Origin of the sequence: Sedimentibacter saalensis (assembly GCF_007830175.1) — a bacterium.
Lineage (GTDB): Bacteria > Bacillota > Clostridia > Tissierellales > Sedimentibacteraceae > Sedimentibacter > Sedimentibacter saalensis.
Map to the genome: position 1 here is coordinate 64,083 of NZ_VLKH01000003.1, position 16,302 is coordinate 80,384.

At 36.7% G+C, this 16,302-nt stretch carries 17 protein-coding genes; 8 read left to right on the forward strand and 9 right to left on the reverse strand.

Annotated features, from left to right (window positions below; all coding sequences use genetic code 11):
* Positions 1–159: 159 nt before the first annotated feature.
* The 3 genes from LY60_RS05565 to LY60_RS05575 all read right to left on the reverse strand — a co-directional run bounded on the left by LY60_RS05565 (position 160) and on the right by LY60_RS05575 (position 2,363).
* Complete coding sequence (locus LY60_RS05565; protein ID WP_019229640.1) at positions 160–699, reverse strand: helix-turn-helix domain-containing protein; 540 nt, start codon at positions 697–699, stop codon at positions 160–162.
* 100 nt (positions 700–799) lie between these two features.
* Entirely contained in the window at positions 800–1,624 is an 825-nt protein-coding gene (locus LY60_RS05570) for an ABC transporter permease (protein WP_145081138.1), read from the reverse strand.
* On the reverse strand, positions 1,608–2,363 hold the full coding sequence (locus tag LY60_RS05575) for an ABC transporter ATP-binding protein (RefSeq protein WP_019229642.1): 756 nt from the start codon (positions 2,361–2,363) through the stop codon (positions 1,608–1,610). Before LY60_RS05575 ends, LY60_RS05570 begins: the two co-directional genes overlap by 17 nt.
* Before the next feature lie 156 nt (positions 2,364–2,519).
* Here LY60_RS05575 and LY60_RS18300 point away from each other — a divergent pair, with 156 nt between their 5' ends.
* Positions 2,520–2,651 carry a hypothetical protein gene (locus tag LY60_RS18300; RefSeq protein WP_281291821.1) on the forward strand — a complete coding sequence of 44 codons (132 nt, stop codon included), beginning with the start codon at positions 2,520–2,522 and terminating at the stop codon, positions 2,649–2,651.
* 172 nt (positions 2,652–2,823) lie between these two features.
* Here LY60_RS18300 and LY60_RS05580 read toward each other — a convergent pair whose 3' ends face one another.
* A complete protein-coding gene (locus tag LY60_RS05580) occupies positions 2,824–3,270 on the reverse strand; it encodes a metal-dependent transcriptional regulator (RefSeq protein ID WP_145081141.1) in 447 nt (148 codons plus the stop codon).
* A 133-nt stretch (positions 3,271–3,403) separates the two neighbouring features.
* On the opposite strand from LY60_RS05580, the gene LY60_RS05585 reads away from it, so the two are divergent.
* Together LY60_RS05585 and feoB are read left to right on the forward strand one after the other, a co-directional pair.
* Complete coding sequence (locus LY60_RS05585) at positions 3,404–3,625, forward strand: FeoA family protein (protein ID WP_019229645.1); 222 nt, start codon at positions 3,404–3,406, stop codon at positions 3,623–3,625.
* A 15-nt stretch (positions 3,626–3,640) separates the two neighbouring features.
* Positions 3,641–5,743, forward strand: a complete 2,103-nt coding sequence (feoB, locus tag LY60_RS05590; RefSeq protein WP_145081144.1) for a ferrous iron transport protein B — start codon at positions 3,641–3,643, stop codon at positions 5,741–5,743.
* Between the two features lie 105 nt (positions 5,744–5,848).
* Here feoB and LY60_RS05595 read toward each other — a convergent pair whose 3' ends face one another.
* Genes LY60_RS05595 through pgaC form a run of 3 tightly spaced genes read right to left on the reverse strand, consistent with a single transcriptional unit; the run spans position 5,849 to position 8,420 of the window.
* Positions 5,849–6,703, reverse strand: a complete 855-nt coding sequence (locus LY60_RS05595) for a polysaccharide deacetylase family protein (RefSeq protein WP_170226112.1) — start codon at positions 6,701–6,703, stop codon at positions 5,849–5,851.
* On the reverse strand, positions 6,700–7,206 hold the full coding sequence (locus LY60_RS05600) for a hypothetical protein (protein WP_145081150.1): 507 nt from the start codon (positions 7,204–7,206) through the stop codon (positions 6,700–6,702). The genes LY60_RS05595 and LY60_RS05600 overlap by 4 nt, the downstream gene beginning before the upstream one ends.
* Positions 7,167–8,420: a poly-beta-1,6-N-acetyl-D-glucosamine synthase gene (gene pgaC, locus LY60_RS05605; protein ID WP_246145382.1), complete on the reverse strand. Its 1,254-nt coding sequence runs from the start codon at positions 8,418–8,420 to the stop codon at positions 7,167–7,169. Before pgaC ends, LY60_RS05600 begins: the two co-directional genes overlap by 40 nt.
* A 534-nt stretch (positions 8,421–8,954) precedes the next feature.
* On the opposite strand from pgaC, the gene argC reads away from it, so the two are divergent.
* Genes argC through LY60_RS05625 form a run of 4 tightly spaced genes read left to right on the forward strand, consistent with a single transcriptional unit; the run spans position 8,955 to position 13,321 of the window.
* On the forward strand, positions 8,955–9,995 hold the full coding sequence (gene argC, locus LY60_RS05610; RefSeq protein WP_145081154.1) for an N-acetyl-gamma-glutamyl-phosphate reductase: 1,041 nt from the start codon (positions 8,955–8,957) through the stop codon (positions 9,993–9,995).
* Positions 9,996–10,009: 14 nt separating this feature from the next.
* On the forward strand, positions 10,010–11,230 hold the full coding sequence (gene argJ, locus LY60_RS05615; RefSeq protein ID WP_145081157.1) for a bifunctional ornithine acetyltransferase/N-acetylglutamate synthase: 1,221 nt from the start codon (positions 10,010–10,012) through the stop codon (positions 11,228–11,230).
* Positions 11,231–11,238: 8 nt separating this feature from the next.
* Entirely contained in the window at positions 11,239–12,108 is an 870-nt protein-coding gene (gene argB / locus LY60_RS05620; RefSeq protein ID WP_145081161.1) for an acetylglutamate kinase, read from the forward strand.
* 1 nt (position 12,109) lies between these two features.
* On the forward strand, positions 12,110–13,321 hold the full coding sequence (locus tag LY60_RS05625; RefSeq protein WP_145081164.1) for an aspartate aminotransferase family protein: 1,212 nt from the start codon (positions 12,110–12,112) through the stop codon (positions 13,319–13,321).
* A gap of 261 nt (positions 13,322–13,582) precedes the next feature.
* On the opposite strand, the gene gltX is transcribed toward LY60_RS05625, so the two are convergent.
* The gene (gene gltX / locus LY60_RS05630; RefSeq protein ID WP_145081167.1) at positions 13,583–15,229 is read right to left on the reverse strand and encodes a glutamate--tRNA ligase; all 1,647 of its coding nucleotides are present in this window, start codon (positions 15,227–15,229) and stop codon (positions 13,583–13,585) included.
* A 215-nt stretch (positions 15,230–15,444) separates the two neighbouring features.
* A complete protein-coding gene (locus tag LY60_RS05635; RefSeq protein WP_145081170.1) occupies positions 15,445–15,882 on the reverse strand; it encodes a GNAT family N-acetyltransferase in 438 nt (145 codons plus the stop codon).
* A 182-nt stretch (positions 15,883–16,064) separates the two neighbouring features.
* Between LY60_RS05635 and LY60_RS05640 the strand changes: the two genes are divergently transcribed.
* Positions 16,065–16,262: a helix-turn-helix domain-containing protein gene (locus tag LY60_RS05640; protein ID WP_019229656.1), complete on the forward strand. Its 198-nt coding sequence runs from the start codon at positions 16,065–16,067 to the stop codon at positions 16,260–16,262.
* The last annotated feature ends 40 nt before the right edge of the window (positions 16,263–16,302 follow it).

The following is a 16,302-nucleotide window of genomic DNA, read 5'->3' on the forward strand; positions in this document are numbered from 1 at the left end:
TCCTAATTAAGTTATTTTTCAAGAAAAACATATAAACAAACGTTTTACATAAACTTTGTTCAATATATTGAACTTGAATTTATTGCATTATATTATAAAAAAAAATAAATGTCAACGTTTTTTGACATTTATTTTAAGGTAATTATAGATGAAATTTTATTAAAAACTTGGAGGAACCATTGCCCATACTGAAACAGATTCTTCCTCTCCCATGTTAAGATATTTGTGAGGTATTGTGCTGTCAAGGTATATGCTGTCTCCCTCATTCAAATCATAAACTTTTTCTCCGGACAAAACTCTCAATGTTCCTTTGACCACAACTCCACACTCTTCACCGTCATGGCTTATAAGTTCATCACTGTTGCATTCATTAGGTTCTATTTCTATCCAAAGCATTTCAATTTGTTTTTTAAGGTCAGGGCTCAAAAGTTCATATATTCTGTCCGCCCTTCCCATCATGAGTTTTTTTCTTTCTTCTTTTCGCACAACCTGATTAAAATCATCATATTCGTCAAAAAAATAATTCATTGTAACATTCAAAGCCTTAGATACCTTCCACAGCGATGCCACTGACGGCCCGGTAATGTCTCTTTCAATCTGACTGATCAAGCCCTTGCTTAAACCTGTCATTCCCGATAACTGTTCTATGCTAATCTTTTGTTTTAATCTCAGGGATCTGATTTTTTCTCCAAGTTCCATGTTATTTTCTCCTTAAGGAATTTTCCCCCGCAGTATAATGTAAATTATGCATTTTTTGTAATATGTTGTTGATATATTATACAATACCGGCAACAATTCATCAATACTTTATTACTTTTTTCTCTAACCATGCTGCAAAAAAATACATTACAGCAGCTATAAGTCCTAAAATAAAAACCCCCATCATAACCAGATCAAGCTTGAATGTCTGGCTTCCATAAAGTATAAGATATCCTATTCCTGCTTTTGATACAAGAAATTCTCCAACTATGACACCAATCCAGGACAATCCTATGTTAACCTTTATAACACTCATTATGTTTGGAATGTTTGATGGAATTATTACTTTCTTCAATATTTGAAACTTGTTTGCACCTAAAGTTTTTAAAAGCACTATTTTATCTTTTTCCACGTTGATAAATCCTGTGTACAATGTCATTATTGTTACGATGACAGATATTGAAGCAGCCGTTACAACTATTCCCGAAAAACCCATGCCTGCCCACAATATTATTATAGGAGCAAGGGCTGTTTTTGGCAGACTGTTCAAAATAACCATGTATGGGTCAGTTATTCTGGCTAATTTCTCAAACCACCACAAAAGAATTGAAACAAAAAAACCTAAAATTGTGCCTGTAAAAAATCCCGCGATTGTTTCAGTAGTGGAAACATACAAATGGTTAAACAAACTTCCGTCTTTCACAAACTTTACAATCAGCTCAAAAATTGCTCCTGGACTGCTGGTCAGAAATGTATCTATAAGCCTGTAACGAGCAGCAGCTTCCCATAGGACAATAAACACAGCAAATATCATCACCTGAGTTATTTTTATAAAGTCTTTTTCTTTTTTTAAGTTTTTTAAATATTGTTCATGTTCCTTGGATATTGCTGCCTGATTCTGGGACCTCTCATTCCTTTTCCACATCCAAATCCCTCCATATCTGTCTGAAATATTCCCCGAATTCCAAAGTGTTTCTGCATTTCATAGGTGTTCTTTCCCCTTGACACTCCTTGAAATTAATATCATACTCGCTTTTAATTTTTGCTGGTCTCTCAGTAAAAACAATTACTCTGTCCGACATACTCACAGCTTCTGGAATATCATGAGTTACGAGGACTGTTGTTATTTTTTCTTTTCTTAAAATTTCTCCTACTTCATTTCCAACAGAAAGTCTGGTCTGGTAATCAAGAGCAGAAAACGGCTCATCTAAAAGAAGCAAATCAGGCTCTATTGCCAGTGTTCTCACTAGGGCAGCCCTTTGCCTCATTCCGCCTGACAGCTGGCTTGGATAATGGTTTCTGAAATTATAGAGTCCATATTTCTTGAGCATTTCCAAAACCTTATTTTTGTTTTCTTCTGTGTCCATATGTTTTATTTCCAATCCAATCAGACAATTCTTATAAATGTTCCTCCATTCATAAAGCTGATCTTTTTGAAACATAAATCCAATGCTATTAGTATTGACCGTAACCTCGCCTTCAGAGGGTTCTTCAAGTCCCGCAAGAAGTGACAAAACAGTTGATTTGCCTGACCCCGAAGGCCCTACGATGGACACAATCTCACCCTTTTTTACCTTGAATGAAAGATCTTCAATTGCCTTTGTTTCGTTATTGATTGTATGAAATCTCTTAGAGATATTTTTTAGTTCACATACATATTCCATATTAACCTCCGTAAGACTGTAGCTAATATATGTTATTCAATAAAATAAAATAAGTTAATAAAAATTGAAATTTAAAGCAGATATGTAATGCAAACAACATAAAAAAGTCGGCATATTATTTTGCAGGACAGGAAGAATATAATCAAAGGTGGTGATATGATGTTTAAAAATTTGGTGAACAAGCTGAAAATGAAAAACAAAACTCCGGAAAATCCAGGGAACGTATATATTCCAAACAACTTTGAAGTGGAAGAACGCAAGGAAGATGTGGATGCCAACGAAAAATAAAAAAGCAATGCAGGACAGTAAAATAACATAAATTTTCCGATTATAAAAAAAAGGAACTAGGAATTAATTACCTAGCTCAAACACCGAACAAACAAATATATAATAAATAGAGGGGGAATTTTTACATGCCCATTATATCCACTGGGAACACATTTTATCAACAGTTTTTTTATTAAGTTTCCGTAATATTTTTTTCATATTCCGAACAATTATTTAAAAAATCAGTTAATTCCTTTATTCTTAAGAGCGTATTTTCATTGATTGCATGTTCTAATTTTTCGGTTTGCTCTAACAAATCTTTTTCTATGCCAATAATTTTCAAGAACTCATAAATTGTCTTGTGTCTTTTTAAAAGGTACTCTCCAATGTCATTTCCCTTGTCCGTCAATTTTATGAATCCATATTTTTCATAACAAACATAGCCTTCCCTTGACAATCTTTTAATCATTTTTGTTGTTGAAGGAGGCTGTACATTCAGTGCTTCGGACAGCTCATTGACTCTTATTTCCCTTGAATTAAAGGAAATTCTGTATATCATTTCGATATAATCTTCCATTGATGAGGAAAGGACTTCCTCATTTTTTATTTTATATCCTCTCAATGTATAATACTCGTCCATTCATTATTCCTCCTCAATTGTGTCAAAAATAAAATCACATCATAATATATTTTAAGAATGTTAGCTATGGCTAAAATTATCATTCTAAAATAATAGTTATTCAGAAAAAATATAATTATGACAGGAGAAGAAAATGAAAGTTCTGACCGACGCAAATGTAGGTGAAACAGTAAAGGTTAAAAACAATGATGCTGAAGAATCATTGAAAGAAAGACTGCTTGCCCTGGGTGTTACAAATGGGGCTCATATAGAAGTATTAAGAAAGGGACCGAAAAACAATCTTACGGTCTACAGAATCAGAGGCGCAATGATTGCCCTTCGAAAAGAAGAATCAAGACTTATAGAGATTGTTTAGAAGGGAGTGGTCATTTTGGGTCTGACAGCACAGTCTTCAAAATTGAGCTCCATGACTGATGTCTTCCACATTGAAAAAAAAGATAATCAGTATGTAGTAGCATTGGCAGGAAATCCGAACACCGGCAAGAGCACAGTGTTCAATTATCTGACAGGATTAAAGCAACACACGGGAAACTGGCCGGGAAAGACTGTAGTTTCTGCAAGAGGAGAATTCAGCCACAACGGCAAAGATTATGTAATGATTGATCTTCCCGGTTCTTATTCACTTTTTACTTCTTCAAAAGACGAGGAGGTTTCAAGGGACTTTTTAAGTATCGGAAGTTATGATGCTGCTGTGGTTGTTTGTGATGCCACATGTCTGGAAAGAAACCTGAACCTTGTGTTTCAGGTATCCGAACTCGCGGAAAAAGTAATACTATGCATAAACTTAATAGATGAGGCAAAGAAAAAAAACATTGTTATAGACAGGGAAGGTCTTGAAAAAGAACTGAATATTCCGGTAGTTTTAACTTCTGCAAGAAATGGAACAGGAATGGATGAATTAAAAAGAACCATTGAAAAAGAAATTTCTCCCGGAGCGAAAAAACATACGGCTATTGTAACATACAATGATGAAATTGAAGAAAAGGTCAGAGAAATATCAGTCTATCTTGATGAATTAAATATTTCAAACACCAGATGGACGGCGCTAAGGCTCCTTGACAGCAGCTCTGAAATATTTTCACTGGAAAAGAAAGGGCATTTAAGCAAATTTCAAGCCGAACAGTTAAAATCATTGTTTAAACTTCAGGATGACAAGATAACAAGGGAGAAAATTTCAGAAGAAAACTATGACTATGCAAATAATTTGAAGCAAAAATACGTTACAGAAGACACAAAAAAAATTAACAAAGACAAAAAAATAGATGACATAATAACATCAAAATATTTCGGTATGCCCATTATGCTTGCGATGCTGGGATTAATCTTTTGGATTACCATACAGGGAGCTAACATTCCCTCCAAAATATTGAGCGATGTATTGTTTGGATTTCAGATAAAGCTATCCCAATGGTTTGTAATCCAAGGGATTCCGGATTTTATAAGGGGAATTTTAATTGACGGTGCATACAGAACACTGGCATGGGTTGTTTCGGTAATGCTTCCACCCATGGCAATTTTCTTTCCATTGTTTACACTGTTAGAGGATCTTGGATACCTTCCAAGAGTTGCGTTCAACCTGGACCATTACTTCAAGAAATCATGCGCCCATGGCAAACAATCTCTGTGCATGTGTATGGGACTGGGATGCAACGCAGCAGGGGTTGTAGGCTGCAGAATAATAGATTCTCCCAGAGAAAGGCTCATTGCTGTTCTCACAAACAATTTCATGCCGTGCAACGGAAGATTTCCTACACTCATAGCAATATCTTCAGCATTTTTCGCAATGACAGCCAGTTCATTTTTAAACGGCCTCATACCTGCTTTGTTTGTTACATTCATGGTACTCGTAGGCATATGGATGACTCTCACAACTTCTTTAATTTTGTCAAAGACATTGCTTAAAGGTGTTCCATCAACATTCACCCTGGAGCTTCCTCCTTACAGAATGCCTCAGTTCGGAAGAATTTTATACACCTCTGTTGTAGACAGAACAGTCTTTGTTCTTTCAAGGGCTGCTGTAATTGCTGTTCCTGCAGGTGCAGCAACATGGATTCTTGCAAATGTTTATGCAGGTGAAACCAGCCTTTTGGTACACGCAGCTAATTTCCTGGATCAATTTGCTGTAATGTTCGGACTTGACGGAATTATTCTTATGGCTTTTATAGTAGGAATACCAGCCAATGAAATTGTTCTTCCGGTTATGCTCATGGCATATCTTTCAACTGGTACATTGACAGAATATGAAAGTGTTGGGTTTTTAAGAAATATATTGGTTCAAAACGGGTGGACTCCGCTCACAGCACTGAATGTGATGCTGTTCAGCCTTCTTCACTGGCCATGCTCCACAACCCTCTGGACAATTAAAAAGGAAACAGGAAGCATCAGGTGGACTGCCGCATCATTGTTAATACCTACAGCTGCAGCTTTTGCAGTTTGTTTTGTCACAGCATCAATTTACAGATTGCTTTTTTAATCATAAGCATTTATAAAATACAAAGAGCTGCTAGAATATAGAAAATCATGTTCTACAGCAGCTCTTTAATTATGATATAAAATTCTATACACACTCTGTATGCTTTTATTCAAACCAAGGAATTACAATCTTATCAAAATTATGTCTGTCCACAAGATATCTGCACTGATAATATGCATTGCTTGCGCTGTCCACAGGATGGGGTGACAATATGAATGCGCTGTCAAAACCTGCTTCTCTGACGCTGTCTGCTACAACATCTGATGCTTCTCCAAAAGGATATGCAAGGCTTGAAACTTCTACACCCAGCTCTTTTTTTATGACTTCCCTGCTTTTTTCTATATCTGTCTTAAATTCTTCGTACATTCCTTCTTCAAGAAAACCTGCCTGGTTATCCTCCAGATAGTGCATGTCATATGTGTGTGACCCAAAATAAGCAAGGCCGCTGTCTTTCATTATTCTGAGCTGTTCCCATGATGAAATTTCAAGATTGTTGAAGTCTTTGTTACCTACCTGTCCTGCAATGACAAACAATGTGAATGGTATATTTTTTTCTTTCAATATGGGAAATGCATTTTCATATACGGATACATCAGCATCGTCAAAACAGATGAGAACACATTTATGAGGGAATTTTCCACTTTGTCTGAATTTTTCAAGTTCATCAGGTGTCGTGAAATATGCACCGGATTCATACAGATATTCAATATGGTTTTGGAATTCATCCGTGTAAACAGAATAAGAAGTGAGTTCCTTGTTGTTTGTTAATTTTTCAATTGCCTGGTTCCAAGGGTTTCTGTTTCTCACCCTGTGGTATGTTAAAACAACGCACACATCTTCCTTTTGTATAGATTCATAAACATCATTATTTACACTTTTTTCAAATACAAGGAAAAAAATTTTAACTGTCAGGGCTACAGCAAGGATTACTGCAAATGTATAAAATATTTTATTTTTCAATTTGATCTCCTTTCCAGCTCCCTGATAGGATTTTTTTCAAATATAATAACTTTATCCTTTTTTAGAATGTTGTAAACTTGCAAATCTATCAGATTAAGGTTCATCATGTCCTCATCTGTCGTCTTCAAAGGCTTACTTCTTCTGTTGAGACTGCCGTATCTTATTTTGTTGTAATACTTCCACGACATTAATATAGTAAAGAATATGCTGAAATAAACAAATGATTTTATTAAAAACATTCTTATGTCATGATTTGACATATTAAAACTTATTTTTAATAATCCTATGTAATAATCATTGTAATCAAGCACTGCGCTTAGGAAAAAATATATTATTACAGCCATGTACAGCCACAATAAAACATTAAGTAGAAATGCAAATATTTTATTGATGAATGGCTGTTTTGACTTGACCAGAAAATCATCACATGTTTTTCTTCGTTTTTCTGCAGCATATTTGTTTTCTACAGACTGCTCCTGCTTCCCCTGTCCGGCGAATTCCATGTAGCATATCCTCCCTTCATGGTTGACCTGATTGATTTCGGTATTGCGCTGATCACAACAAACACATTGACAATCCAATATACAGTCGGATACCATGCAGCCCAGAAATAATATTTCAGAACATTGTCATATTTAGAGTCATTCAATAAAGACATATACAATTGAATGCAGCTCATTATAACCATTGTAAAGGAATTGAATGATAGCCATATTAAAAGCTGCTTTATATCTGTTGCTCTGAAAATAAAATAAACAGTCACTATCAGCCACAACAAAGACCATATGGTGCTCAGTATCTGTTCCAGGTAAATAGGCCATATTCTTCTTTGCCTGTAGTCCTTGAAAATATCCCAGTGCCTGAGAACAACTTCCTGGCTTCCCTGAGCCCACCTAACCCTTTGCTTCCATATACCTGTGAGCGTTTCCGGAACAAGCATCCAGCACAGAGCTCTGGGTTCGTATCGTATGTCCCAGAATCTTCTCTGAAGCTTCCATGACACGGCAATGTCTTCAGTTATCATATCCCTGTCCCACAGACCCACATCAACAAGTGCTCTTTTTCTGAAGGCAACAATTACTCCGGACACTGTCATAACTTTGCCTATTACTCTTTGCGTTCTTTTTATGGAGCCTATTATTGATGCATATTCAACAAGCTGAAGCTTTCCAAGAAGTGTGTCGCGGTTTCTTATTCTTGGATTTCCTGTCACAGCTCCAACTCTTTCCCCTCTTTCAAGAAAATGCCTTATTAAATAGTATGGTGCGAAATCATCCAGCAGAGCATCTGAATCAATGCAGAGCAGGTATTCTGCTGATGCAGCATGGGCTGCAATGTGAAGGGCATTTGCTTTACCTTTGTTTTCACGACAGCTTATAACTCTGAGGCAATTGAACTTTTCAGCAAGTCCAATGAGTATTTTTTCTGTATTGTCGCGGCTTCCGTCATTTACAGCTATAATTTCAAAATCCGGATATGAAAGTTGCGACAAATACTCAATGGTTTCCCCTATTGTTTCTTCTTCGTTGTAGCAGGGTACAAGTATGCTTATTTTAGGCCAGTTATATTTTTCAATGTCAATTTCTTCTTCGTTTTCTCGTGTAGCTGAAAAAATAATGGAGCCGGCAATCCAAAACAACGACATTAAAAATGGATACCAGAATATGTAATTTTCTACGATTTGAACTAATTTCGGCAGCTCATAAAACAACGTCACAACTTCACCTACCTACGACTTTTTTCGACATACAGCAAATATTATATCACAATAATGGCTGAAGTACAGACAAAGTTCGAAAGCATGCAGAAATACTGAAAAATTTAGAAATCATCATATTTATAAAATTAATTTTTATGTAGTCCAGGAATATTTTAATGCATATTTATTTAATATTTCTCAACTCTTTCGCTGTGTGCACACTTTTTCCCAAAAGTGAATTGTGCCAAGACAAGAATTTTACATTATAATTATTTTTATTTACATTTAATTATACATTACGCTTTAAAGGGTGTATTCGAAGAAATACTTGCATATAGTTCGTCAAACTCAAAGATACCCATTACTTGTCTCATTGATTTCACTTTTATTCATTTCATAAATCAATTATATATTTATTCAAACAAATATTCCAAATTTTATTTCTCAAAAATATTTCTTCAAAATTAATAAAAATAATACTTGCATATATAAACTAATAGTATTATAATCATCCATATTTTCAAAAAATAATATGTTTAGAAAGGAGAAGAAATGATAAAGGCAGGAATTATAGGAGCAACAGGGTACGCTGGAGGTGAACTTGTAAGACTTCTTTTAAGTCACAAGGATGCAGAAATAAAATGGTATGGCTCCAAAAGTTATATAAACAAAAATTATTATGAAGTTTACCAGAATTTTTTTGAAATAGTTCCGGACAAATGCATGGATGACAATCTTGATGAACTTTCGGAAATTGTTGATGTCATTTTTACAGCCACTCCCCAGGGCTACTGTTCTTCACTGCTTTGCAGCAAAATACTGTCAAATTGCAAAATCATTGATTTAAGCGCTGATTTCAGAATGAAAGATACAGAAGTATATGAAAAATGGTACGGGATTAAACATAAAAGTCCCGATTTAATACAGGAGGCCGTCTACGGTCTGTGCGAAATAAACAGGAAACAGATTAAGGATACAAGGATAGTTGCAAATCCGGGATGTTACCCCACATGCACCACATTGTCACTTTATCCGCTGGTTAAAGAAGGAATCATAGATGTAAATACAATAATAACAGATGCTAAATCCGGAACATCCGGAGCAGGCAGAAGCACAAAGACAGACAATTTGTTCTGCGAGGTAAATGAAAATATAAAGGCGTACGGAGTGACTGACCATCGGCACACTCCGGAAATAGAGGAACAGCTTTCATATGCTGCAGGACAAAATGTCACGATAAACTTCACGCCTCACCTGGTGCCCATGAACAGAGGCATTTTGACAACGTCATATGCATCACTAAAAAAAGAAACTTCTTATGAGGAAGTTCGAGAGGTTTATGAAAAATATTACAAGGACGAATTTTTCATAAGAGTATTAGACCGGGATGTATATCCGCAGACAAAGTGGGTTTCAGGAAGTAATTTTGTTGACGTGAATTTTAAAATTGACCACAGAACAAACAGAATAGTAGTATTGGGGGCAATGGACAATTTGGTAAAGGGAGCTGCAGGTCAGGCAGTTCAAAACATGAATATTATGTTTGGTTTGGAAGAAACATCAGGTCTTAAACATGTGCCTATGTTTCCTTAATACAGGAGGAAAGTATGAAAGAGATAGAAGGAGGAGTCACCTCCCCTAAAGGATTCAAGGCTGCAGGTGTTTTTGCAGGAATCCGCAAAAAGAAAAAGGATATGGCAATGATTTTCAGCGAAGTTCCATGCATTGCAGCAGGAACATTCACTACAAATATAGTTAAGGCAGCTCCAGTAAAATGGGATATGGAAATGGTTAAAAAGTCTCCTTTTGTCCAGGCAGTGGTTGTTAACAGCGGAGTAGCCAACACCTGCACAGGTGCAACAGGAATGGGATACTGCAGGGACATGGCAGTTACCGCAGGATTAAATCTCGGGATTCCCACAGAAGCCGTACTTGTTGCATCTACTGGCTTAATCGGAAAACAAATACCAATTGATAAAATTAAGACCGGAATAGAAAATCTCGTTCCTATTCTCGGAAGTTCAAAGGAAGACGGAATAATGGCAGCAGAAGCAATACTCACAACAGACACAAGAAAAAAGGAACTGGCTGTGGAAATTGAACTTTCAGGAAAGAAGGTAATCATAGGAGGAATGTGTAAGGGTTCCGGCATGATTCATCCCAACATGTGCACCATGCTAAGCTTCATTACAACAGATGCTGCCATTTCAAAGGAACTTCTGCAGGAAGCACTGAGCACGGATGTTAAGGAAACATACAACATGATTTCCGTGGACGGAGACACATCAACAAACGACACTGTGCTGCTGCTGGCAAACGGACTGGCAGGAAACCATGAAATTACTGAGAAGAATGAAGATTATGAAAAGTTTGCAGAAGCTCTTAATTTCGTAAATACTTATTTTGCCAAAAGAATAGCCGAGGACGGAGAAGGAGCAACATCCCTTTTCGAAGTAAAAGTCATCAATGCACTCACAAAGGAGCAGGCTATGAAGCTTTCTAAATCCATTGTGTCCTCAAATTTGACAAAGGCTGCAATTTTCGGCCATGACTTAAACTGGGGAAGAATACTTTGCGCCATGGGTTACTCCGGTGCAGAATTCGAACCCGACGATGTAGATTTGTACTTTGAAAGCAGCGGCGGAAAAATCAAACTGATAGAAAACGGAATAGAGCTAATATACAGCAAGGAAGCAGCTGAAGAAATACTTTCAAAACCAGAAATCACTGTCATTGCTGACATAAAAATGGGAAATCAGTCCTCAACTGCATGGGGATGCGACCTTACCTACGATTATGTGAGAATCAATGCAGCATACGGATCATAGGAGGATCAATGGAAATAGAATCATTAATCAATCAAGCAATGAAGCCTGAAGAACTTCAATTCATAAAAGAATACCAAAACAAAATTGTTGTTGTGAAATATGGCGGAAGTGCAATGACAGATGAAAATATTAAGAAAAATGTTGTAGAAGATTTGGCTCTGCTGAAAAAGGCAGGATTAAAACCAATTGTTGTTCACGGCGGCGGCAAAGAAATAAACAAATGGCTTTCAAGACTGGGAATTGAAAATAAATTTGTAAACGGACTCAGAGTCACGGATGAACCTACTCTCGAAATTGCAGAAATGGCATTGTCAAAGCTCAACAAGGAACTTGTTCAGCTTATGGAAAGTTTCGGAGTCAAATCAGTAGGCATAAGCGGCAAGGACGCAGGTACAATCAAAGTTTCTAAAAGATATTCTGATGAAACTGACTTGGGCTATGTAGGAAAAATAAACAATGTTGATAATTCTCTCATCATGATGCTGCTTGAAAAAGACATCACTCCCATCATTTGCCCCATAGGGCTTGATGAAAATTATCAAGGTTACAACATAAATGCCGATGAAGCGGCGTGTGCAGTTGCAACATGTGTAAAAGCGGAAAAGCTGGTTTTTTTGACAGACATAGAAGGAGTGTGCAAAGATCCCAAGGATTCCTCAACAGTAATTCCAAAACTTTCAGTTCATGAAGCGAAACAATTCTTAAACAGCGGCGGTGCAGGAGGCGGCATGCTTCCAAAGCTCATGAACTGCATTGAAGCCGTGGAAAACGGAGTTTCCAGGGTGCACATCATAGACGGAAGAGTACAGCATTCGCTGCTTAAAGAATTTTTGAACAAAAAAATGGGTACAATGATATTAGCAAAGGGGAATATTTAAATTGAATAAAGAAAATTACATCTTAGAAGCAGAAAATTCACTTCTTAAAACTTACAAAAGATACGAAATTATTTTAGACAAAGGCGACGGGGTTTATCTTTACGATACTGACGGCAAGCAGTACCTCGATTTTGCTTCAGGCATAGCTGTCTTTGCCTTAGGATACAACAACCAGGAATATAATCATGCCTTAAAAAACCAGGTGGACAAACTTCTGCACACGTCTAACTACTACTACAACCTGCCTGCCATAGAAGCAGCAAAGAAATTTACTAAAGCTTCAGGGATGGACAGGGTGTTTTTCACAAACAGCGGCACTGAGGCAATTGAAGGAGCAATAAAGCTTGCAAAGAAATATGCCTACAACAAAGACGGCTCAGCCGGACATGAAATAATTTCAATGAACAACTCCTTTCACGGAAGAAGCCTGGGTGCACTTTCAGTGACAGGAAACCCTGAATATCAGAAGGCCTTCAAGCCTATGATTGAGGGAGTTAAATTTGCAGAAATGAACGACCTGGAAAGCGTAAAATCCCTGGTTTGTGAAAAAACATGTGCCATAATATTGGAACCTGTTCAAGGGGAAGGAGGAATTTATCCCGCAGACAAGGAATTCCTGCAGGGAGTTAAATCAATATGCGACGAAAATGATATTTTGCTTATTTTCGATGAAATTCAGTGCGGAATGGGAAGAACCGGATCAATGTTTGCATACCAGGATTACGGAGTAATGCCTGACATATTGACTTCAGCCAAGGCTTTGGGATGCGGCGTTCCTGTCGGAGCATTTGCAGCCAATGAAAAAACAGCATCAGCCATGGTTCCCGGTGACCACGGAACCACATACGGCGGAAATCCGTTTGTATGTGCAGCAGTGAGCAAGGTTTTTGATTTGTTTGAATCTGATAAAATTCTGGAAAATGTCTCTGAAATCACTCCATATCTGGAAAATGAACTTGATAAGCTTATAGAACAATATGATTTAATTGAAACAAGAAGAGGAAAAGGTCTCATGCAGGGAATTGTATTTTCTGTTCCTGTTGGTGATATTGTGTTAGAAGCTCAGAAGCAAGGCCTTATAATCATTACCGCAGGCAAAAATGTTATAAGACTTGTTCCTCCCCTTGTAATAACAAAACAACATGTTGATGAAATGATTGTGAAATTCAAATCTTCAATAGACTCTGTAGTTAATACAAACAATAAACATTAGAATTTACAAATAGTAGGGGCGGATCTTGTGTCCGCCCGTGCTGTTGATTCAATAACAATCTTTATTGCGGGAGAACAGTAGTTCTCCCCTACAAACTGGAATATAGATTTAATGTTATTTCCTTATAATCGATGCGTAGGGGCGGATCTTGTGTCCGCCCGTATTATTGATTAAATAATCTTGTTATCTTCGAAGGACAGTAGTCCTCCCTACATGATTGAATTACCTATCGCCAACATAAATAAACTGACGGCTCTTCTTTTATTTGTTTATTGCCTTTTCGATTCTGTTTCTTACTTTTTCTTCACCCATAATCTGCTGAAGTTCCCATACATCAGGTGATGTGGCACGTCCTATGACTGCAATTCTTATTACAGAGCTTACATCACCCACATGTCCTTTGTACATTTCAGGATTTTTCTTGTAATCCTTTGGTTTTGCAGCATATCCGTTGTCCTGTGCTATTATTCTTATTTTATCAAACCACTGGCTCTGGTCGTCGCTGTGATCATATGTTTCAAGATAAGCTTTCAGCAGTTTTTTTGCTTCCTCATCATTTATGTTTTCAGGATAATTGTCAACAACATCAAAATATTCATCAAAGAAATAGCTTATGAATTCGAAAATCTGCTGGCAGTACATGAGGTCCTTGCGTGGTTTATCTCCATTCCTTCCAACATTAAGAAGCTTAATTACATCTTCCTTGTGTTTAGAAAGTACATTTGTTATTTCAGTTTTGTGTGCTTTAGCCCAGTCAAGCATGAAGTTAAAAATATCTTCTGCTGCAAACTTAAGGAGTACGTCCTTGCTTATGTTGTTAAGTTTATCAAGGTCGAACAACGCTCCGGAATTGCTCATTTTTTCTAATGCAAATTTGAAATTGTCCGTATGGCTGTCAGGATTTTCAATTCTCCACTCTTCGTAATTGGAATTTAAAATTGTCAGCAGGTATTCTCTCACCGCTGCAGGATGATATCCAAGGTCCATGTAGAATCCAAGTCCAAGTTCCGGGTCTTTTCTTTTTGAAAGCTTTCTCTTTGCTCCGTTATCCATTTTCATCAGGTGTGCTGTATGGCAGTAAACAGGAGTATCCCATCCCAGTGTTGTAAATATTTCATAATGAATTGGAAGTGTTGAAAGCCATTCTTCCCCTCTTACAACATGTGTCACTCTCATGAGATGATCGTCAACAACATGGGCAAAATGGTATGTAGGTATTCCGTTTGTTTTTAAAATTACTATATCCTGATAATTTTCATGTATTGTGAGATGGCCTCTGATGGCATCATCTATTTCAAATGTTCCTTCTTCAGTTCCCATAGACATGAATCTGATTACAAATTCTTCGCCCCTTGCCAGTTTTTCCTGAACTTCTTCAAGTGTAAGATTTCTATCCTTAGCCCACTTGCCGTAATACCCCGTATTCACATTTTCTTCGGTTTGTTTTTTTCTTGTTTCTTCAAGCTCTTCTTCTGTGCAAAAACATGGGTATGCTCTTCCCTGCTCTACCAGGTATTTTGCAACGCACTGATAAATTTTGCCGCGGTTGCTTTGGAAGTAAGGTCCGTAGTTTCCAATTTCTCCTTCAATACCTGCTCCTTCGTCAAACTTCAGCCCGAAGTATTCAAGAGATGAAATTATTGTTTCAACAGCTCCTTCAACCTTTCTCTTTTCGTCTGTGTCTTCAATTCTCAGCATGAAGACACCTTCGCTTTGGTGTGCAAGGCGTTCGTCAACAAAAGCTCCGTAAAGATTTCCAAGGTGAATGAAACCTGTAGGACTTGGAGCCAGCCTTGTAACCTTTGCTCCTTCTTTCAGATTTCTTTTGGGAAACACTTCTTCTTCATAATATTGTACTGATTCCTTTATATCCGGAAACAACATTTCTGCAAGTTTTTTATAATCCATTTTTTCCTCCGCATAGCACTAGTATGTGTTTTTTTAATTAAAATAACAAAAGACGGTATTTATCACATACACCGTCCTCAAACATTTCTGGTAACAATAGGGAATCATACCCCTGATTCCACCTTGAGATGGTGGCAGACCGCTTGACCATGAGTCATAGACAGTTTTCATAATTATATACTTATTAACATATTTTGTCTACTATTTTTGTAGTATCAATGTTTGCAGCAGTGTCCTCCAACATCTCCGGTCTTCATCATTAAGATTTCACCGTTTTCTTCGGAAACTTCTTCGAAACCAATGCTTTCAAAAAGCATTTTGCATTGCTTTCCTATTTTTGCATAAGTCTTTTCAGCTCCCATGTCAAAAGCTTTTCTCACAATCATTCTTATTATTAAATCACCATATTTTTTACCACGATGTTGTACCAAGACACAAACCATGTCAGCAAAAAATTTTCCTTCTTTAAAAAGCAATCTTCCCGTACCAACAGGTACATTGTCTTCATACACAACAAGGCTGAATGCAAAATCATCATAAATATCCGTTATGAGATTTTCATCTGCTTTTAGTTCATAACAAAATACATTTTTTCTTAAGGATATAGCATCACTTATATTATCCCTGCCTTGAAGCCATCTTGTATATATCATATTGCACCTCTTACATTTTGCAATTTTGCAAATTCACCATTTTTCATTTTAATCCTCTGTTTTTTTATCATATATAAATATTATAACAATATTTAAAGCACGTGACAATGAATAATGTTGTAGTTTTTCCTGTTTGTGGTATAATATTAACAGTATCAGCAAAATAAACTGAGGTGATGATTATGACGTTAGGTGAAAAGTTAAGAAGCATCAGAAAAGAAAAGGATATGACCAAACAGGAACTGGGCAACGTTTTGAATGTACCTAAAGAAAGAATCAAGCTTTACGAAAACAACGAAGAAGTACCATCAGATTTTTATTTGTCAGCTTTTGCACAATATTTCAATATTTCAGTTGAAGAACTGACAGATGCTGAATAAATAATATTAAATATTCTTAACATTATTATGGTTGTATTTA